General features: G+C 45.7%; 10 protein-coding genes. 7 read left to right on the forward strand and 3 right to left on the reverse strand.

Annotated elements, in window-relative coordinates; genetic code table 11:
- Positions 1-54: 54 nt before the first annotated feature.
- Positions 55-1,458 (reverse strand): alanine/glycine:cation symporter family protein, encoded by a 1,404-nt coding sequence (locus tag ACJJIQ_RS17840; protein ID WP_108734679.1) that lies wholly within the window; start codon positions 1,456-1,458, stop codon positions 55-57.
- A 177-nt stretch (positions 1,459-1,635) separates the two neighbouring features.
- A complete protein-coding gene (locus ACJJIQ_RS17845) occupies positions 1,636-3,153 on the reverse strand; it encodes an MFS transporter (protein ID WP_413663498.1) in 1,518 nt (505 codons plus the stop codon).
- A gap of 186 nt (positions 3,154-3,339) precedes the next feature.
- Between ACJJIQ_RS17845 and ACJJIQ_RS17850 the strand changes: the two genes are divergently transcribed.
- The 5 genes from ACJJIQ_RS17850 (at position 3,340) to ACJJIQ_RS17870 (ending at position 15,959) form a co-directional block, all read left to right on the forward strand.
- On the forward strand, positions 3,340-5,781 hold the full coding sequence (locus ACJJIQ_RS17850) for a glycoside hydrolase family 31 protein (RefSeq protein ID WP_445362609.1): 2,442 nt from the start codon (positions 3,340-3,342) through the stop codon (positions 5,779-5,781).
- Positions 5,782-5,832: 51 nt separating this feature from the next.
- The gene (locus tag ACJJIQ_RS17855) at positions 5,833-7,746 is read left to right on the forward strand and encodes an alpha-amylase family glycosyl hydrolase (RefSeq protein ID WP_445362610.1); all 1,914 of its coding nucleotides are present in this window, start codon (positions 5,833-5,835) and stop codon (positions 7,744-7,746) included.
- 215 nt (positions 7,747-7,961) lie between these two features.
- On the forward strand, positions 7,962-8,585 hold the full coding sequence (locus tag ACJJIQ_RS17860) for a hypothetical protein (RefSeq protein WP_445362611.1): 624 nt from the start codon (positions 7,962-7,964) through the stop codon (positions 8,583-8,585).
- 467 nt (positions 8,586-9,052) lie between these two features.
- Positions 9,053-12,166 (forward strand): PQQ-binding-like beta-propeller repeat protein, encoded by a 3,114-nt coding sequence (locus tag ACJJIQ_RS17865; protein WP_445362612.1) that lies wholly within the window; start codon positions 9,053-9,055, stop codon positions 12,164-12,166.
- A gap of 712 nt (positions 12,167-12,878) precedes the next feature.
- Positions 12,879-15,959 carry an FG-GAP repeat domain-containing protein gene (locus ACJJIQ_RS17870; RefSeq protein ID WP_445362613.1) on the forward strand — a complete coding sequence of 1,027 codons (3,081 nt, stop codon included), beginning with the start codon at positions 12,879-12,881 and terminating at the stop codon, positions 15,957-15,959.
- Between the two features lie 86 nt (positions 15,960-16,045).
- On the opposite strand, the gene ACJJIQ_RS17875 is transcribed toward ACJJIQ_RS17870, so the two are convergent.
- Positions 16,046-18,595 carry an alpha amylase C-terminal domain-containing protein gene (locus tag ACJJIQ_RS17875; RefSeq protein WP_445362614.1) on the reverse strand — a complete coding sequence of 850 codons (2,550 nt, stop codon included), beginning with the start codon at positions 18,593-18,595 and terminating at the stop codon, positions 16,046-16,048.
- 696 nt (positions 18,596-19,291) lie between these two features.
- On the opposite strand from ACJJIQ_RS17875, the gene ACJJIQ_RS17880 reads away from it, so the two are divergent.
- Together ACJJIQ_RS17880 and ACJJIQ_RS17885 are read left to right on the forward strand one after the other, a co-directional pair.
- Positions 19,292-20,233, forward strand: a complete 942-nt coding sequence (locus ACJJIQ_RS17880; RefSeq protein ID WP_445362153.1) for an IS1595 family transposase — start codon at positions 19,292-19,294, stop codon at positions 20,231-20,233.
- A gap of 982 nt (positions 20,234-21,215) precedes the next feature.
- A complete protein-coding gene (locus tag ACJJIQ_RS17885; protein WP_444907127.1) occupies positions 21,216-22,067 on the forward strand; it encodes a universal stress protein in 852 nt (283 codons plus the stop codon).
- Positions 22,068-22,108 lie beyond the last annotated feature (41 nt).

Raw genomic sequence — 22,108 nt, forward strand, 5'->3', positions numbered from 1 at the left:
GGTAAATTTTTACCAACCATAAAAAAGGCGGACTATTTAGTCCGCCTTTTTTAATTAGGAGGCCTCGGCCTCTTTTCTCTTTGTTAAATCCATACGGGTAAAATAATCGTGAGCCGCTCGATTAACATGCCTTGCCAGCAATAAAGTAGACACCATTGTTGGAATCGCCATTACCGCATACATCCCGATGATGATGCTGTTTACCGCACTTAAAGAAGCCACCGCACCCAATATAATCAGCACCATGTAGAGTCCGGTATAAAGACCCTGCCAGCGGCCACCGAAAAGAAAAACATAGCATTTCATGCCGTAATACCAGCAGGTAACGATAGTGCTGAAAGCCAGCGGAAGGACCATTAGCAGTAGCAAAATTGGGCCGAACTGCCCAAACACCTGAGAAAATGCCTGTGCAGTCAGGGTAACGCCAGCAATATCCCCTTCCTGCTGCCAAGCGCCAGTCAGTAGTATCACCAGGGCAGTACAAGTGCAGATAACCAGTGTGTCTACAATGGGGCCCAGCATGGCAACCACGCCTTCTCGAACGGGCTCACGGGTTTTCGCTGCACCATGGGCCAAAGACTCTGTGCCTATACCCGCCTCATTGGAAAATGCGCCCCGGCTCACCCCTACTGTGATGACCGAACCCAGAGTACCTCCAGCAATAGCTTGACCGCTGAAAGCATCCGAGAAGATCAGCGCAAATGCTGCCGGTACCTGCTCCCAGAAGCTGGCAATCACCACAAGGGTCATGCCCAGATAAAACAGCACCATGCCCGGCACTACTCTTGCGGAGAATTTACCGATACGCTGGATACGACCGGCTATAACATAGGCCGATGCAACAGCAATTAATAAGCCAATAACAAAATCAAAAGTGAATGAACCTCCGGGCGCTACCCAGCCCAAGGGCTCAGCAAAAGACTCCCGCAGTAGCTGCGTGGTTTGATTGGACTGAAACACCGGCAACATACCGCAGAGTCCCGCCACGGCAAACAGTACTGCGAGCGGCATCCAGCGTCGGCCCAACCCCTCGCGAATAACATACATGGGGCCACCTTGCAGTTCCCCGGAGGCATCGCGACCGCGAAACATCACCGCCAGCGTCGCTGTATAGAACTTGGTAGCCACCCCCACCAGGGCAGTTACCCACATCCAGAAAATCGCCCCAGGTCCACCAATCGTAATTGCGATGGCAACCCCAGAAATATTGCCAAGTCCCAGGGTTCCCGACAGCGCTGTGGATAGCGCTTGGCTGTGATTCACTTGTCCAGGGTCATTGGGGTCATCGTATCGGCCACTTAAAAGCCCAATACTGTGTCCAAGATGGCGGTAGGGACGGCCACGAGAATAGATTAATAGCGCGAGGCCTCCACCAACGAGTAGCACCAATAAGGGGGGACCCCAGACAAAACTGGCAAAAGCCTCTAATGCCTGATCAATTGCAGGGAATATCGACATAATTTAATTCATTTCCGGTGAGGTCCGCCCAGTCTAGGTACGCTCACACCAGACTGTCAAAATGCTGCCATAAAACTCCGCAGCCCCACAAATGCGAAAAATTTGGGAAAACCTGGAATCCCAGCAATAAAAAAGCCCCTAACAGGGGCTTTTCTAACAATCTTTTACAACTTTTTATCAAGCTGTAGTAGTTGCCTTTAATGCGGGCTCGGGTTCTGAACTCTCCCTCACCAGCGCCACCGATATAGCGCCAAGCAACATACACACCCCCGCCAAAACAATGATGTAAATTGCCTGGTTTTCGAAAACTGTTTTCAATATCAAGCCAGCTACCAGGGCAGAAACAATTTGTGGTGCGGCGATAGTGAAATTAAAAATCCCCATATAAACACCGGTCTTATCCGCCGGCAGCGAGTCGGAGAGGATCGCATAGGGCATCGCCAGAATAGCGGCCCAGGCAATGCCCACACCCACCATCGGTAGCAATAATCCCAGGGCTCCACTGGGTACGGAAACTTCTGTAATCAACAGATTCACCTGTGTGGGATCGCCCCCCTGGAAGAACAGGAAACTGATGTATCCCAAACCGCCCAGTGCCAGCGATAGGGAATAAGTGAGCTTACGCCCCAGCACCTGAGACAAACGGGCCAGGACAATAGAGAAGATCGCTGCAAACAAGGAGTAAGCAGCAAAAATAATTCCTACCCAGTCACCGGCAGCACCCTTAGCGGCAGCGATATGTGCGGGAATTTCTTTGACGCTTTCCAGATAGGCGGGATCAAACCACTTGGCTTCCACTCCCCAAACGTGCTGAGTGATCGCAGGCGTGGTGTAAACCCACATAATAAACAGGGCAAACCAGGAGAAGAATTGCACCAGGGCCAGCTGGCGCATGGTGCGCGGCATTTTAATTAGCAGCTGGAAAAAACCGATCAAGCGCTTTGCCAGTGGGGCTTTTTGCTGTCTCTCCTGCTCCAGTTGCGCGGAGTCGAGACCTTTATAGGCATTGTACTGCTCTGGCGGATACTCCTTGGTACGCAGCACAGTCCACAACACACTGCCCAGAAGCACTGTGGCGCCGATATAGAAAGCCCATATAACGGAGGGCGCCACCTCTCCCGCACGGGCAGTATTTTCCAGACCAATCACATTAGTCAGGATGAATGGCAACATGGAGCCGAAGATGGCGCCAATGTTAATCAGCAAAGACTGTATCGAGTACCCCAGGGTGCGCTGCTCTGATGGCACCATGTCGGACACCAGGGCGCGGAAAGGCTGCATGGTCACGTTAAAGGCCGCGTCCATCAGGGCCAACATAACGCCGCCAAAGATAATGGGGGCCACTATCGCCACCACAATCCCGGCATTGGGCATAAACGCCATCCCCAGGGCTGCGGCGATGGCACCAAAAAGGATAAAGGGGTTGCGGCGACCGAAGCGACTCCAGGTCCGGTCCGAAGCTGAACCCACGATCGGCTGTACGATCAGTCCCATTAGCGGCGCCACTATCCAGAATAGAGACAGGGAGTGAAGGTCCGCCCCCAGATCAGACAAGATTCTGCTGGCATTGGCATTTTGCAGAGAAAAGCCAAATTGCACCCCGAGAAAACCGAGACTGACATTCCACACCTGCCAAAAGGGCAAGCGCGGTTGCTGGGCTTGCGGCGCAACGGCGCTGCTTGCTGATTGGGTCATAGAGGTCACCGCATCACTAGTTATGCTTATTCTGCCATTCTCACACGCACTCCCGGAGCATCCATCCTCCCCCATAGGGGAGGATGCGGGCCAGATCCTTCGCTTTAGGATAAACTCAGGCCCATGCGTATACGCCGGGCCAACACGAAACTGTGAATCCTAATCAAGCAACTGAAGTCCCGCGCGATGATCCTAAAACTCCCACTCCTGCGCCTGGTGTGCCTCGCAGCTACACTCTGCCTGAGCGCTCAATCCCTGGCCGCTGAACAGCGCAACTACCGCGATCACACCATGAGCGAAGACTCACTAACTGTACAGACGAGTGAGGGCGAGGTCACCCTCACCCCGGTTGGTCCGTCAGCGCTATCGGTGCACTATCGCCGCGAAGGCCTGAAGCAGTTGCCCTCATTTGCGTTGGCCACCAATTCTGCCGGCCGATCCGGGGCGACGCTGGAGCAACAAGGGGACAAACTCGTTTACCACACTGGCTCGCTTACTGCAGTCATCCACAAGTCTCCCTTCCGAATCGAGTACTTGCGCGGTAGCGAACAAATCCTGAGTGAAGAGAGTGGCTTCTTTGCCACCGAGACGATGCGCGGATTCCGTTTCGCATTGTCGCCAGAGGAAAAACTGCTGGGCGGCGGAGAGCGGGTTATGGGGATGGACCGTCGCGGTCAACGCCTGCCTCTGTATAACCGTGCCCATTACGGATATACCACCGAATCCAACCAGATGTATTTTTCCCTGCCAGCAGTACTATCCAGCAACAAATACATTCTGCTGTTCGACAACTCTGCCACCGGCACCCTGGATCTGGGCGCAAACGAAGAAGATATCCTGCAATTTGAAGCTGTAGCCGGGCGCACCGCTTATATCGTGGTAGCCGGTGATACTTATCCACAGTTGCTGGAAAATTATGTATCCACCACCGGCAAACAGCCCCTGCCACCCCGTTGGGCCCTGGGTAACTTCGCCTCGCGCTTTGGCTATCACAGCGAAGCTGAAGTCCGCGCAACCGTGGATAAGTTTGCCGAAGAAGATTTCCCCCTGGACGCCCTGGTGTTAGACCTCTACTGGTTTGGCCCAGATATCAAAGGTCATATGGGCAACCTGGCCTGGGACAAGGAAGCCTTTCCCGAACCAGGAAAGATGATGGCCGACCTTAAAGAACGCGGCATCAATACCATCCTGGTGACCGAGCCTTTTGTCCTCTCCACCTCCGAACGCTGGCAGGAAGCCGTGGCGAATAATGCACTGGCCAAAAACCTGGCCGGAGAATCCAAGCGTTTTGATTTCTATTTCGGCAATACCGGCCTGATCGATGTCTTCTCCGAAGATGGCCGCGACTGGTTCTGGAATATTTACGACGGGTTATTGGAACAGGGCGTAGCCGGCTGGTGGGGCGACCTGGGTGAACCGGAAGTTCACCCCTCCGATACCGTTCACGCAATCGGTATGGCCGATGAGATCCACAACGCCTTCGGCCACGCCTGGGCGCAATTACTGCACGAACGCCAAACGGCAAAGCACCCTGAGCGCCGCCCCTTTATTATGATGCGCGCCGGTTTTGCCGGCTCCCAGCGCTACGGAATGATCCCCTGGACCGGCGACGTCGCTCGGGAATGGGGTGGCTTACAGCCCCAGGTGGAATTGGCTCTGAGTATGGGCTTGCTGGGCTTTGGCTACACCCATTCAGATCTGGGCGGCTTTGCCGGCGGTGAGAAGTTTGACCGCGAACTCTATATCCGCTGGTTACAGTACGGCGTATTCCAACCGGTTTACCGCCCGCACGCCCAGGAGCATATTGCTTCCGAACCGGTTTTCCACGATCGCCGCACCCGCGATATCCTGCGCGAGTATGTAAAACTACGCTATCGCCTGCTGCCCTACAACTACACCCTCGCCTTCGAAAACAGCCAGACCGGCATGCCGCTGATGCGCCCGCTGTTTTTCGAAAACGAAAGTGACCTATCTCTCCTGGACTACAAGGATGCCTACCTTTGGGGGCAGGACTTCCTCGTTGCCCCGGTCGTGGAAGAAGATGTGGATGAGGTCGCGGTAAAACTGCCCGGCGGCACCTGGTTCGATTACTGGACTGATGAACAATATTCTGGCGATCAGGCCCTGGTAGAGGTGAACCTGAAAACGATTCCTGTACTGGTGCGGGCCGGCGCCATTATTCCCACCATTGACGATATTCACAGCAGCCGCGATTACTCCAGTAAAAACCTGATCCTGGACTACTACGCGCACCCATCAGCAGCAAAGTCCGAGCGCTATGTTTATGAAGATGATGGCGCAACCGCGCAGGCTTTTGAAAAAGGCAAATACGAGAAGCTGCATTTCTCAGCTGAAAACAAACAGCAGGGTTTAACCTTCGCCTTTAAGCGTGAAGGAGACGGTTATACCGGTATGCCGGAATCCCGCAAGGTCAATTTAAAGATCCACAACTGGCAACAAGTGCCTGCGCAGCTTGATGTTACCGGCGAATCCCTGCCTATTTTCGACAGTGAAAAAGACTTTGCTCAGGCACCCCGTGGGGCCTGGTACAACAAGCGCAAGCAGCAACTGCTGGTTAAATTTGACTGGCACAAAGAACCGCTGGATTTAGTGCTCAAAAATCAATAATTCAGCAAACCGCTGTTCACTGACAAATAAATTTAAAGTCATCAGGAAACAATGAAGAAGTTACATCCCCTGTTTATTGCCAAACTCCTTTCGGCTTCCCTACTGGGCGCTGCTCTATTCGGCACTGCCGGCTGCAGCCAGGAGAGCAGCCCGGAAGAAATACAGACCGCTGAAAAAGTTGCGGAGAAAAAAGCCGTTATCTACCAAGTGCTACCGCGCTTATTTGGCAACACTAACAGTACCAACAAACCCTGGGGCACACTCGAAGAGAATGGTGTGGGCAAGTTCTCCGACTTTACCCCAAAAGCACTGAATGAAATCCACGCGCTGGGCGCCACCCATATCTGGTACACCGGCGCCCTGCACCACGCGCTCGTTGGCGACTATACGGAATACGGTATCAGTAACGATGATCCAGATGTGGTCAAAGGCCGCGCCGGCTCTCCCTATGCCATCAAGGATTACTACAGCGTAAACCCAGACCTGGCCAATAACCCAGCAGAGCGATTACAGGAATTCCGCGCACTGGTGGAACGCAGCCACGCGGCCGGCCTGAAAGTAATTATCGATATAGTGCCTAACCATGTAGCCCGCGCCTATCATTCTCTCGATAAACCCCAAGGCGTGCAGGATTTTGGAGCTGGCGACAACACCCAGGTCACCTACGCCCGCAACAACAATTTCTACTATGTGGTGGGCGAAGACTTCCGCGTGCCCGTTGCAGAAGACAGTTATCAGCCACTCAATGGCGAAGCCAATGATCTTGTCGATGGGCAGTTTGTAGAGAGTCCAGCTAAATGGACCGGTAATGGCGCGCGCAGTGCACAACCTGCCATGCACGACTGGTATGAAACCGTCAAAATTAATTTTGGCGTTCGCCCCGATAACAGCAAGAACTTTTCTGAGCTACCCCAGGAGTATGCCGAGCGCGACTACCGGGCCCACGCCCAGTTTTGGGCAGACAAGAAAGTCCCGGACACCTGGGAAAAATTCCGCGATATCACCCACTACTGGCTGGACTTTGGCATCGATGGATTCCGCTATGATATGGCCGGTATGGTGCCGGTAGAATTCTGGAGCTACCTGAATTCCTCCATCAAAATGCGCAACCCCAACACACTGTTACTTGCCGAAATCTATACTCCAGAGCGCTATCGGGATTATCTGCATCTGGGCAAAATGGATTATCTCTACGATAAAGTCGGTACTTACGACGCTATTCGTGCGGTCATGGAGAACAAGGGCAGCACAGATAAAATCGCAGAGGTACAGGCAAGCCTGGTAGACATCTCCTCTCATATGTTGCGCTTTATGGAGAACCACGACGAACAGCGTATTGCCAGCGCACAATTTTCTGGCAACCCAGAGGCTGGTAAACCTGCAATGCTGGTGTCTGCCGCGCTCTCTCCAGCCCCTACCTTGGTTTACTTTGGCCAGGAGTTAGGAGAGCCCGCCAACAAAGATGCCGGCTTCGGTAAAGCCAGCCGCACCACCATTTTCGACTACTGGTCAGTACCCAGTGTGCGCCGCTGGAACAATGAGGGCGCTTTTGACACTGCACTGCTGACAAAAGAAGAAAAAGAGCTGCGCAGCTTCTACCAGCGCCTGCTTAATTTCTCCAAACAGAGCCCGGCCTTACTTGGCGATTACCTGGACTTGCACAGCTACAACCGCAAGCAAAACTCTGGCTATGGGGAAAAACAATTCTCCTTTGCCCGCTGGAGTGAGCATGAAAAATTGTTGGTAATCGCCAACTTCGATAACAGGGCAGTGGAGTTTAATTTTCAGTTGCCTACAGCACTTCTAGAGGCCTGGAAACTACAACCGGGCAGCTACCTGGCTGAAAGCCAGATATCCAATAAGGTGGCAAACCTTATCTTGGAAAAAGACCAAGCCTCCACAAAGATCCAGTTGGCACCCTACGAAAGCCATATCTTTGCAATATCCGCTGTTCCCCAGAAATAGCCACTCAGCCCTGGAGGGGACTACTCCCCTCCAAGAACGCTTAAGCACAGCAATTTATACCCACCTTATCCCCTTTCTCACAACATATTCCCGACAATCCCTAACCATACTCATCAGGTAACTCGCTTGACATAAAAACTACTCCATGTATATTGCTCACCATTATATTGTGCACAATTTAAATAAAAGCCGAAATTGATATGCAAGGGGACATTATGAACCGACAACATAGCCGCTATTTTTCACCACTAAACCTAATTTTGGCTGCACTTTTAGCATCAGTAGCACTTCCTACAATGGCTGAACAGAACGAAGCACCTATCCAGGTAACAGACGAGACTTTTAACTGCATCCGAGATATGACCAAGGTGCGGGGGTTTTATGTGGATAATTTACTGGGAGATCTGGATGGGACTCTAGAGGTCGCAAACTCCAGCACTGGAGGTGTTTATCCTCCTGGATCAGTGGTCCAGTTAGTCCCCGGGGAAGTGATGATCAAACACCAAAAAGACTTTAACCCCGCCACTAAAGATTGGGAGTTTTTTGAACTGGATGTTTCTGAGGAAGGCAGCAAAATCCGTAAGCGAGGTTTTGTTGATGTAGTTAACCGTTTTGGAGGTAACTGCTTTGCCTGTCATGTCCAGGCCAAACCGCAGTGGGATTTAATTTGCGAGACCGGACACGGCTGTGAACCCATACCATTAACAAAAGAAATACTGACCTTGCTGCAAAAAACCGATCCTCGTTGTGAATCGAACCCAAAGTTAAATCAAGAAGAGATTGCAAAATTGCAGGCGCTACAACAAGCACTGATAGCTAAGGATAAAGCGAGCAAGTAATTTATCCATAAAATTCATTTAGTAAAACTTAAAATTTAAACAAGAGAAGAGTAAGTAACCTAAGGTTACAACTTGCTTATTCAATATTATTGAAAAATAATTAAAACCATCAACGTGAATTAGAAAGAGCTCTTACCAACAAAGCTACCCAACCAACTGGATAGTAGCTTTTTAAAAATTATACACTTAAAGACCATACTATTAATCCAATCAGCCAATATCCTTCCGTAGATTTAAACGACGCAACCTTATCAGAATACTCACAAAGCGATCGTACCAACATTTACAAATAAGTAAAAATTATTAAAAAATGTGATAAACCCCGCAAATACCTAGTTGCCTTCCATATGATTTATATTTTTACCTATCCATAATAGAGAGAATTAACACCAAAATAATTGGTACCCATTTACCACCTATTAATAGGTGAAAAAATCTAAAATTGGCACCTACATATGGAGAGTGATGTGTCTATTTCTTACTATAAGAGTATAGTGAATAACCTTTGCATTATACTAATTTCTTTGACACTAGTTGCCTGTGGAGGCGGGGGCTCCTCCAGCGATGACTCAAGCACCGAAACTCCTTTTAGTGGCGAGCCAGGTCAAGGGAGCACTAACAATAATACTCTCCCAGTTATTAATAATTTATCCATCACACCAGACCAAGCCTATAATGACAGCACTCTATCTGTTCTACTGGATGTCTCAGACGAAGACGGAGATCTGCTAGAAGTTACATATACCTGGAAAAACAATGATCAAGTGATCAATGAAGTAACAGAACCTAATCTAGCCCCATCCTATTTTAATCATGGGGATTCAATCAGTGTAGAAGTAGCCATCACAGACGGTGAAGACTCTGTATCACAAAGCACATATATTACAATTCAAAATAGAGCCCCCATTATTGAGAGCCTAAGCTTTCTAAATTTACCTATATTTACCACTACCGATATCGAAGCCACTATCGATATTTCAAACGTAGATAATGACCCCCTAACAATTGAGTATCATTGGACTGTAAATCAAGAGTTAGTTTCCGATGTCATAACTAATATTTTGCCCTCCAATCATTTTTTGAAAGGAGATGAAGTGGCTGTAAAAGCAGTCGTTTCAGATGGAGATTTAACCGTTGAAGTAACAACTAGCACTCATATCCAGGATACACTACCAGTAATGTCTATCATTAACATGCCAGACACTGTTCAGTATGGCGAACCTGTAGGATTCCAGGTAGTAGTAGAAGATCCAGATAACGATCCCTATCACCTAGAGTTTCTAGCCCGCCCAAATGGTATGAAGATTGATGAAGATGATAATATCAGTTGGACACCGACTGGACCAATGTTCGAAAAAGAGATGGATATCCAATGGGAGCTTTCACTGTTACAAGAGGACTACTCACATAGCGAAGGTAGGATGATAAAAGTTTTGGATGAAGAGCGAAAAGTGCCTTTATCAAATGGATATATTGAAACTACGTTTGACTCTCCAGATTTAGCTGTTGGAGACATTGATGGAGACGGAATCAAGGAGATTGTGGCTACCAATGGTCGACGTAGATTATTTGCACTAGGCTCTGACGGCGATGAATATGCTATTAAGTGGGAGCACCCCTATGCATTAGTTGAGGGCGAAGGTCCCACCTTTCATGATTACAACGATTTATATTACTCCTGCCTAACCCTCATAGATCTCAACGATGATGGAAGGGAAGAGATCTTAGCAGGATTGCAAGGACACGCTATACGGTCACATGATACGACAGGTATATTTTTATTCGATGATAACTTAAGACCCAAAAGAGTAGCTACTCTCACAGGCAACGAAGTTCAACAAATTTATGTGACAGATCTAGATAACGACCAGACTCTAGAAATTATTGCCCTTGTTGATTTATACAATTCTTTTCGAGGGGAAGAGCCAGATGACTTTAAAGATCAAATGCAACTGGTTATCTTAAGTGCTGATGACTACTCAGTAGAGTGGCAATCCGAAATTCTTCAATTAGGCACAACATTTACTGTCGGAAATCTCGATAGCGACAGTGAACTAGAGATTGTACTTGGCGGAGGTTACGTATTTGACTATATCAATGGTAGTTATACTTTAAGCTGGCATTATGAAGAAGGATTTACATCAAATAATGATAGTGCAAGTCTTGATATCGCAGATATCGACATGGATGGAATCGGTGAAATCATCGGTACTCATCCAACTTCCAAAATTTTGACTTTTTACAATGCAAACACTCAAGAAATTAAACTTGAGAATGAAATTAAACATAGTAATTTTGTAATTTTTCTTTCTCCTGAGGACGCAACACCAAGAATCCTCGTAAGAGAGACCTCTCCTATAAAGCTACAACTCTACTCATTTGACATAGACTCACAAAAATTTATCCCTAAGTGGATTTCATCACCTTCGGTCTATAGTGAGAATATGAGAGTGGGCAATCTGGATTCTGACCCAGAACTGGAATTTTACTTTACCAATAGAAACGACGTTATAATTTACTCAAACTCTTCAGATGATAGTGAGCTAGAAATAGAGTGGCAACCTAAACAACATACAACAAATTTGAAAGACACACTTGTTGATGTGAAATCTACACTTACAAACACTTCCAGCTTATACGCCTTAGGTCTAGCAACAATTTCCTCGGGCAACTCGCATTTAATGGCCTTTAATCCTGTTACGAATAGCTTTTCTTTTAGCCCCACAATACCGGGGATTACAAATAAGACAACAGCTGCTGTTTTATTGGACCTTCAAAAAGATAACACTAATGAAATTGCTTTTGTAACCGGAAAAACCCCAGGCCTTTACGATATTTTCTCAGAGTCTATTATTTGGTCTGGCAACCCTATAAATGAAGAAATAGTTTCCCTCACCGCTGGCCAACTCGGCGATGATAGAAAAACTAGCATGGTTGCAACTACTAAAGATAATGGTATATATGCTTATGATATTGATAACTACGAATTACTTTGGAGCCATGATACTGGTGGCGGAGTTGATATAAAACTAGTTGACACAGAAAACGCGGAACAATTCAATGTAGTCGCGGCTGACAATGAAAACATCAGGCTGCTAACCAGCGATGATAATTACCAATCATTTTCAACAAAGTTCAACATTTTCAATGATATCCCTGAAGGTCAAGAAACACCCATTTATGAATTCTCAAAGAATTCCCAAATAAACATAGCTGATTTAGATGGAGATTCTGTGGATGAAATCATTGTTTTAATAAAAAGAGTTTACAAGTCATGGCTTATGGTGCTAGACGGCAACCTAAAGTTCGAGAATCTAATTTATCTAGGAGAGCATGATGTTCGCTCTTTTGTAGTGCAAAATTACGGCACCCAACATCGAAATATACTATTCAGTTCTGAAAATGATGGCCGGCGCTATATTATAGAAATTGATCCATGGACCGGAAAAGTAATTTCGACCTCACCTGAGCTAGGCCCCAGAATGGTTCATGATAGTTTACGCTTTATCGACAGCAACAATGATGGACAATATGAATTAGGCTGGTTGACGGAAGAAGGATCGGTAACTATAACGCGGTAGAATGCAATTGCTAAACTAATAAAATTCTATACATTTCAAAAGCCAAGCAGATCATAATTCAGGTCTGCTTGACTTCAGAACGAGCTACATAATTAATAGATGGTTGAATCATTTACCCACACTTTGCAATTCATGCTTATAGAAGCGCAGATATCAAGCCCTAGTTTAAGTCAGCGTCGGTGTCCTTATCACAATAGTTTAATCTCAGTCATAACCCACTTCAGATTTAAATTTATACTGATATTAACCGCTAACCTCAATCCATCAATCCTTAGTGCTGCCGTCACAAACTCAAGAATATCATTCCGCCAACTATACTTCCGGGCAGCTTCAATATTTATAGAATTACACATCTAAATGAGACAGCTAATAATAAATAAGACTGATGAATTTAACGATTTAGAAAAGCACAGAACAATTATTAAAAAGCAACACTTAGGTAAAAATCAGTCACTTAACTTATCCAGATTACGCTCAGATTAGTTTAATTCACTACGCAAATAAATAAGGCAAACGTACCAATAAACATCACCCAAAATTAAACTCATTAATAAAGTGTGATAAGTCCCACAATTATCCAATCAACACGCATATAAATTAAATTGTTATCTGTTCATAATGTGTACTTCCAAGCCCATCAGAACCGGAACTAAAATACTAATTCTTTATCAGCTCAAAGAACTAAACTTGACACTTACATATGGAGAGTGATGTGTGTATTTTTCATGATAAACTTATTACTAACACCGTAGGCATCATGCTAATTTCTTCCATACTTACCGCATGTGGAGGCGGAGGATCATCCAGTAGTGATTCAAATAGTGGAGGATCGGGACAAGGCGGTGGAGCTAGTAATGCACCTCCGGTTATAAACAGTTTATCTATCACTCCAAACCCAGCCTATAACGATAGTGTTCTGTCTGTTCAACTTGACGCCTCAGACGAAGACGGAGATCAACTGGAAGTTACATATACCTGGAAAAATAACAATCAAACTATCAGTGAAGTAACAGAATCTAAACTAGCTGCATCCCATTTTAATCACGGGGATACAATTAGTATAGAAGCTTATATCACTGACGGTGAAGATTCTGTTTCGCAAACTACTTCCATCATTATTCAAAATAGAGCCCCCATAATTGAAAGTTTAAGTTTCTCAGACTTACCTGCTTTCACGAATACTGATATTGAAGCCATAATCAGTATTTCAGATATAGATAACGACCCCTTAAATATTGAATATTCTTGGACTGTCAACAATGAGGAAGTTTCTGATATCACAACTAATCTTTTATCCTCTACTCATTTCTTGAAGAATGATGAAGTAGCAGTAAAAGTGATTGTTTCGGATGGAGAGCTTACAAGTGAAGCAACGACTAGTACAGAGATTCAAGATACACTACCTGTAATGTCTATTGTAAATATGCCGGACGTTGTCCAGTATGGAATTCCAACAGCCTTTCAGGTGATAGTAGAGGACCTCGATAACGATCCCTATAACTTAGAGTTTCTAGCTCGTCCAAATGGCATGGAAATTGATGAAGAGGGTAATGTTGATTGGACGCCTACTGGGCCGATGTTTGATACAGAAATGGACGTTCATTGGGAAATTTCATTGTCACAAAATGATTACATTCACAATGAAAGTAGAACATTAAAAGTCGTAGATGAAGAACGAAAAATACCTTTATCAAATGGTTATATTATAACCACGGCCAGACCACAGCATGTGGCAATTGGAGACATTGATGGCGATGGAATCAAGGAAATTGTAGCTACTAATAGTAAACGTAGATTGTTTGCCTTTGGCTATAATGGGAGCGAATATTCCATTAAGTGGGAGCACCCCTATGTTTTAATTAATGGTGAAAGCACTAACTCAGAAGAAGATGATAATAATTTATATATATCTAGCCTAACCCTTGCAGACATGAATAACGACGGGAAAGATGACCTTTTTGCTGGCCTTATTGGAGACAATTATACCGCCCATGATACGACAGGGCTATTTCTATTTGATGATAACTTAAAACCAAAAAGAGTAGCTACTCTCACAGGTAATGGAGTAGAACAAATATTCGTTACAGATATAGATAACGATCAGGAACTAGAAGTTATTGTCCTAATCAGAATGTACAATGTAATGAAAGATAAAATGCAACTGGTTATTCTTAACACTGATAACTATTCGGTAGAATGGAAATCTGAAATTCTCGAGTTAGGCCAAATATTTGCTGTTGGTAATCTAGATAGTGACAGCGAGTTAGAAATTGTACTTGGCGGCGGTTATGTGTTTGACTACATCGATGGCAATTATGCTTTAAGCTGGCGCTATGAAGATGGATTTACAGATGCTGATAAGGACAATCCAAATCTTGATATTGTAGATATCAACATGGATGGGATCGGTGAAATAATCAGCGTCCACCCAACCTCAGGTTTCTTAACTCTTTTCGACGCCAATACTCAGACAATTAAAATTGAAAATGAAGTCAATTCTTATTACTTCACGACTTTTTTATCTCCAGATGATGCAACTCCAAGGATTCTTGCAACGGAGAATAGTGCTAGTAGACCGCAACTCTATTCTTTTGATATGGATTCCAATAAACTTATCCCTAACTGGACTTCATCGCCCTCAGTTTGGGGGGACAATATGAGAGTGGCCAATCTGGACAATGATCCGGAACTAGAATATTTCTTTAACAATCGCCATGAATTAAAAATCTATTCAAATCTATCTGGTGACGATAATTTAGAGCTAGAGTGGGAAATTGGAATTAATCCCAGATTCCTCGAAGAGGAACTTGTTGATATACAATCAATATCCGCAGATAACTCTGAAATATCTTCTTTAAGTTTAGGGATGATCCCTTGGGAAAACTCTCACATAATGTCTTTAAATCCCAAAACAAATATTATCACTTTTAGCGCTGCAATACCGGAGATTGAAAATGAAACAACAGCAGGTATTACGCTAGACCTTCAAAATGACAACACTAAAGAAATTGCTTTTGTTAATGAGAAAACCCCCGGGCTTTATGACATTTTTTCGGAATCTATTATTTGGTCCGGCAGCCCCATGAGTGAAAAAATAGTTGCTCTCACAGCAGGCAAGCTTGGTAGCAATGAAAATACCAGTATGATAGCAACCACTAAAGACGCTCATATCTACGCTTACGATATGGAAAACTACGAATTACTCTGGAATCATGAGTCTGGTGGTGGTGTCGATATAAAGCTATTTGATGCTAGCAACAATGGGTATTTAGACATTGTAGTGGCTGATGAGGAAATTCTCAGCCTCCTCACTAGCGATGATGATTACCAATCAATTTCTGCACAGTTCAATATTTTTACTGACATTCCTGAAAATCAAACTCCCTCCCTTAGTGAATATGCGGGTATTACTAAAATAAGCACAGGGGATTTAGATGGAGATTTCATCGATGAAATTTTTGCCGTAATATCATATAGATCCGAGACATGGATTATGTTACTCAATAATAAACTGGAGTTTATGAGACTAACTTATCTAGACGGATATGAAGTTCGTTCTATTGCCGTACAAAATTACGGTGTTTCACACCGAAATATAATTCTGAATATCGAAAAAAACGAGAGGCATCATATTGTCGAAATGGACCCATGGACCGGAAAAATCATTTCCACATCGCCGGAACTAGGCCCTATGATGATCGAAAATAGCTTAAGATTTGTCGATAGCAACAATGATGGTATTTATGAGTTAGGCTGGCTCACTGAAGAGGGCTCGATAAATATCACACGATAGAATTCTACTTCTTAATTAACCAGCCTCCACACTTTAAATACTACAAGCCAAGCAGGCCGTAATTCCAACTTGCTTGGCTCCAGAAGCTATAAAGTGATCAGTGTGTACATCATAGTTTGATCATTCACCTGCACCTTGTAGCTTCCGCTTACAGAAGTGTAGATATCAGATCCACCCTGCTCCAAGTCGCCATCGGAGTCGTTATTGCCATAGTTTTCACTCCAGTCAGCATTAACATCAAACTTGAAACGCTGCTGAGATTGACCATCAAAATTTACCTGGATTTCCCAGGTATTGTCGGCAACTAATTCCATAGCCTCAGCACCCCAACTATTTGGTGTGCCACGGAAATAAAGTGAGGAAAAGTTGGATGCGTAACTACCGCAGTCTGCACAGGTCAGGCTGTAGCTCAGGGTTTCATCATTTACCTCAACAATATAGGTACCTGATACATCGGTGTAGATATCATCCCCACCCTCCTCCAGAGAGCCGTCCGCATTGTTATCCCCGTAGTTTTCAGCCCAGTCACTGCTGACATCAAACTTAAAGCGCTGGTTACTGCTGCCATCAAACACCACAGTGGCACGCCAGGTATTGTCTGCAACCAGGGTCATCGCCTGGGTGCTCCAGCTATTGGGCGTACCGCGGAAATTTAATGCCGTAAAGTTTTGAGCATAACCAGCATTGGGATCAGTCACGGTAATGGTTGCCGTAACACTATCGGTCAGGCCATCATTGTCAGTAACAGTGACTGTCTCGGTATAAGTGCCCGCACTGGCGAAGCTCAAAGTCGTCGAGGAAGAACTACCACCACTGCTCCAGCTATAGGAAATCACACTACCGTCGCTATCAGTAGAGCTGCTGGCATCCAGGGTGACACTCTGATTGACTTCTACTGTGCTGGATACTGGAGTCACAGTTGCAGTGGGTGCCTGCTGGGAAGAGACCTCGGTGATCGAATAGACCAGAGTCTCATCATTTACTTCAATGAGGTAGTTACCGGTTACAGAGGTATAAATATCTTCTCCGGTTTGATCCAACGCGCCATCAGCACCATCGTCACCGTAATTTTCGGCCCAGTCACCATAGATATCCAACTTAAAGCGTTGGTCTGCCTGGCCATCAAAATTAACCACCAATTGCCAGGTATTATCTGCTACCAATTCAAAAGCTGTTGCTTCCCAATTATTAGCTGTGCCACGGAAATAAAGGCTGGGGAAACCCGTCCCAGAACATTCTTCACCACAGGAACCAGATAGCTGCCCACCGTGAATGGCAGCAGCGGAATAAGCTGCAACATTGAAGGTGGCATAGCCATTGCTGCCTACGGAAATAACATCGCCACTGCACTCATCATCTCCCGCCAGGACATTGCAGTAGTCCCCTGCAGGAAGGCCTGTATACAGTGTCTGGCTGAAAGAATTACCCTCGTTATTGATAACGACATAGCCTTTATCACCGCGTCCAAAGGCAATCTGGTTATCTCCGTTATCCCACCAATTTTCCATACTGGTGCCATCGGTATAGTTACGGAAACCCACCATATTGGCAATATTGCCCCATCGGTGTTGGCAGACCCACTCATCATTTTCACAACTATCGGGACCATTACTCGGTGGCCCGGCATTTTCATCGGTAAATTCGTAACCAGACATCACTTTGGGATAGCCGTAAGGGTGTGCCAACATAAATACATTAGCCAAATTGTATTTCGCCCCGTCCTTATAAGTAAGGTTGCCCCCACCACCATGACCGCGCTCACGATCATGATTATCAATAAAAGTAACGGCCTCGCCAGAGTTAAGCAGCCCCCAACTTTCACCGAGACTGGAGAGATTCTTTATCTGTCCACTAAAATTACTGGCCACATCAGTGCCATACTTAAATTCAGTCACATGGCCCAGGAAAGTGTAATTGTACGGCTGGATCTCAGATGCTTCGCCAGCTGCGCCGATTACCTCAGAAAAAATCCACGGATTGCCGGCCTTGCTCATTATTCCGTACATGTCGCTGGGGGACATATGTTTAACACCATCCACACGGAAGCCATCAACACCCATACCCTGCAATTTATTCAGATAATCCGCTATTGTTTGCTGAACATAGTTATTGCCTGTGTTTAGGTCTGGCATGCCTTCCAATCTGCAATTCCAAACAGTATTAGCATCACCATAGCCGTCAATTGTACAGTTATCATGATAATCCCATGAGGAAAATTCCGGATGGTTAGCCTCGGACCAATCAGTCCCTCCCCAACCTGTGCCACTCCCGCCCCAAACTGCAGTATGGTTGATCACTGCATCCGCATAAACTTTAACCCCTGCCGCATGACAGCGATTAATCATATCCTGCAACTCTCCCTCAGTACCACTACGGCTAGTGAGGTTGGTATAGGTTACCGGTTGGTAGCGCGCCCACCAGGTATGGTAAGAAATGTGCTCTTGGGGAGGAGAGATCTGTACTGCGTCAAAACCTTTTGGACCCAGGAAATTCTCACATTCATTGGCAATATCATTCCAGCTCCATTCGAACATATGCACAAAGGCTGTGCCTGCACTGGCATGGGTGCTGGATATGGCTCCGAGTACGATACTCGCACCTCCCAGAAGTCCTTTTAACGGAAATTGTTTTTTCATTTTAGCTTTCCTTTTTCTCTCATCTGTAGCCGTTATTTTTTTTGTATAAGGAGAACCCCAGGGTCAGTTGTCCACCAATGATTAATGGCTCTCCATTTCTACATAAGTAGGGTCAACCTATAAGCACGCCTTTTCCCAGGCGCTTGCAAATACTTGGTTTGCATTCGCCCCACAGTAGGAGCTAGAAATATTCTCCTCAGGCGACACAACCAATAGGCATTCGCTCAAGAAAAGAATTTGTGGGAAGCACCGCAAACGGCGAAGGAAAATTCAGGCTTATCATCACAGGTGACCATTTATTATTTTTTGCAATTCAAGCCAGATATTTGGAAACCCCAACTACGCAGTATCTAAACCGCTGGATTTCAATACCCGACCAATTGATCACTCATCCTGAGATATCCACAGACCACCAAAGGCATCAATAAACCGGTAGTATGTGAACAAATACCGAACAACAGCGGTAATATGCACCTCCTGTGCTACTGCAAACCCAAAATCACAACTTTTCGGGCTTTTGGAAGGCTAATAATCAGTGCTTGAGAGCACATCCTCCCTGTAGGGGGCGTAGTAGAAATTTGTGCTTGAAATATTGATCTTCGGCATGACTTAACTTGACCTAATTACCACTCTTGCTAAGTTATGCGTAACTGTATATAAATACAGCTATCTCGTTGATCTGCAAGGGAATACGCCATGGCTCGCAACAAGGTACAGTTTCAGAAGGGTATTAGTTTGACCCAATTCCTCAAAATGTACGGCAGCGAGGAACAGTGCTTCGATGCACTGTCGCAGTGGCGTTGGCCCAATGGCTTTAGTTGTCCTCACTGCGGGCATGACAAGCATTGCGACCTCGCTTATCGCAAGCTTAAGCAATGTAACCATTGTCGGCGTCAGACATCGATTACCTCTCGTACAATTTTTGACTCCACGAAGCTCCCCCTCACCACCTGGTTTCTCGGTATTTTCCTGATTACTCAGGATAAGAAGGGCATTTCCTCTATGGAGCTATCTCGACATCTAGGTATCTCTTACAACGCAGCATGGCGTATGAAGCAGAAACTCATGCAAGTGATGATGGAGCGAGACCAACGATACAAACTGTCCGGTTTTATTGAACTAGATGATGCCTATCTCGGTGGTGAGCGTACTGGATGCAAGCCCGGGCGCGGAGCCAAGGGTAAAACTCCCTTTGTGGCGGCCGTTGAAACAACCAAGGAGGGACGCCCAACCCGTATTAAGCTCTCAATTATCAAGGGCTTCAAAAGCAGTGAAATTTCAACCTGGAGTAAAAAGTACCTTTGCAGTGGCAGCACAGTCATCTCAGATGGTCTTCCATGCTTCAATGCCATTAAGGAGGCCGGTTGTGTACATGACAAAATTGTTTGTGGTGGTGGCCGAGCTTCTGTTGAAGAGCCTGAGTTCTATTGGGTAAATACAGTACTTGGTAATTTAAAGAGTGCGCTACGTAGCACTTACCATGCTATTAGGCCGAAATATGCACAGCGCTATTTGGCAGAATTTCAATATCGCTTTAATCGGAGGTTTGATTTGTCGGCACTCATTCCAAGATTGATTTACGTCTCTCTTCGGACACCACCGATGCCAGAAAGGTTGCTAAAAATTGGCTTAGCATAAGTGGTAATTAGGTAACTTGAAAGGCTAAAAATTAAGCAATGTAGAACTGCTTAAATAAGAGGAAGTGCTTAGTGGCCGTTAAATCTCATCACTAAGTCCGACAAACTAATTTATAAAATTACTAGTAAGAATAGTAGACGAGCCAACTCCCTCAGACACTGTAGATAAGCCTATAGACGCTATACACCCAGCAACAAAATACGCAAGGTAAAACTATAGTAGCTTTGTGAAAAGCTATTTATTAAACCAACGAAGAAGTTATCCCTTACTACTTTATTAGTAATAACATCTACCTTGTGTAAAATGAAGTTTATAAAAATTTGGAATAATTTAAAGAATGGGACAATTTTATTGTTAGCGCAGGGGCACTCTTGTAATAACCTCAACGGATAGGAGAGATTTACGTCAGTAACTACTGCCATAACTGTACGGAACCATTATATAGATGAGTAGTATGGTACCGACTAAAGAATCAGAGAAAATCAAGTTAATCCCAAAATCCTGCGATGTATACAAAAGATGTAATACAGATTCTAACGCTTCAAAAATGTATGGGGCCCTTTAGGTGGAGAAAAGGTTTGAGCTAAATTAAAAACCAATCTTGGGTATCATCGTTTATAAGTAGAGTCTAGGCAAGGCCTGACAAGAAACTGAAATATCTACTCAACGTTTATATTTCCTAAAAAGTAACATGGCCTCAGTACCATCGGTAAAGCTAGTAACGAGAATATACCTCGCTACCCAGTCATCTTCACTTCTATAACAGCAAGCTCAGACATACATCTGAGAATCTTGATCTACCTCAATACCCCCACCCCCAACTTCGCCATTATGCGCAACAAAATTATTCGATGAGATAGGCGCCAAATTCGACAAATGGGACAGTCAGGTACTCGGGCTGACCACCCCATCATGATAGATTAGACCTCTTGGTCAACTGCAGGTCGCACTGGCCAGTAACACGCTTAGTTGAGGAGAAAAAATGGAGCAGCAAAGCACCGTATTCGTTGTAGTGGACCCTAACGATGAGAAGCATGTAGCTCTGGAGCGAGCCCTGATCACTTCACGTGGACGCAATCCTCAGCCGCGACTGGCTGTATTCGTCGCAGTTGATGGTGAAGCGGTGGATACCCGTGCAGTTAACGACCACCTATTTCGCGATGAGTCGTGGTTCCGTGAACAAATTCGTGAACCCATCTCAGAAGCTGGTCTTTCCTGTGAGATCACTGTTTGCTGGTCCAGTGATTGGCAGGCGGCCATCGTGCAGGAATCAAAGCGTTGCAACGCAGAAATGATCTACCTACCAGTACACGCGAAGAGCAGCCGTCGCTTTACCTTCGCCGAATCCAAATGGCGAGTCCTTAAAACAGCGCGCTGCCCAGTAGTATTGATTCGCCCCGGCGCCAAAGACGAGCGCAAAGTTGTATTGGCTACCGTTAACTACCAGGCAAAAACCCTCGAGCAGCGCGAGCTCAATCGCCAGATCAGCGAACGCGCGACCTATATCGCAGGTCATTACGGGGCAGAGCTACACCTCGTAAACGCCTTCCTGGATTCCATGCTCTACCCAGATCGCGGTGCTTTGGCCAAGCTTGCCGATAAAACCGGTGTCCCCACCCATCGCATTCACGTAAAGCGCGGCTATACCAGTGATGTTGTTGAGGAAGTGGCTCGTGAGATCGATGCAGACTTGGTCGTGATGGGAACCATGAATCAGTACGGCGAGACCGGTTCATTCCTGCGTGGCAATACTGCCGAGCGTGTAATTGGCCAGTTAGACGTTGATGTGATGGTATGTAACCAGTTCACCACAACAACGATGGATAACGATTAAGTCATCCCATTTTCAAGGATGCTGAAAGCCCCAGCAGTGCT

Source organism: Microbulbifer maximicatervae (SeqCode) (assembly GCF_052468295.1).

Excerpts from the sequence above, each read along its gene's own strand:
- ACJJIQ_RS17840 (WP_108734679.1), bottom strand. The coding sequence starts at position 1,458 with ATGTCGATATTCCCTGCAATTGATCAGGCATTAGAGGCTTTTGCCAGT.
- ACJJIQ_RS17845 (WP_413663498.1), bottom strand. The coding sequence starts at position 3,153 with ATGACCCAATCAGCAAGCAGCGCCGTTGCGCCGCAAGCCCAGCAACCG.
- ACJJIQ_RS17850 (WP_445362609.1), top strand. The coding sequence starts at position 3,340 with ATGATCCTAAAACTCCCACTCCTGCGCCTGGTGTGCCTCGCAGCTACA.
- ACJJIQ_RS17855 (WP_445362610.1), top strand. The coding sequence starts at position 5,833 with ATGAAGAAGTTACATCCCCTGTTTATTGCCAAACTCCTTTCGGCTTCC.
- ACJJIQ_RS17860 (WP_445362611.1), top strand. The coding sequence starts at position 7,962 with ATGAACCGACAACATAGCCGCTATTTTTCACCACTAAACCTAATTTTG.
- ACJJIQ_RS17875 (WP_445362614.1), bottom strand. The coding sequence starts at position 18,595 with ATGAAAAAACAATTTCCGTTAAAAGGACTTCTGGGAGGTGCGAGTATC.
- ACJJIQ_RS17880 (WP_445362153.1), top strand. The coding sequence starts at position 19,292 with ATGGCTCGCAACAAGGTACAGTTTCAGAAGGGTATTAGTTTGACCCAA.
- ACJJIQ_RS17885 (WP_444907127.1), top strand. The coding sequence starts at position 21,216 with ATGGAGCAGCAAAGCACCGTATTCGTTGTAGTGGACCCTAACGATGAG.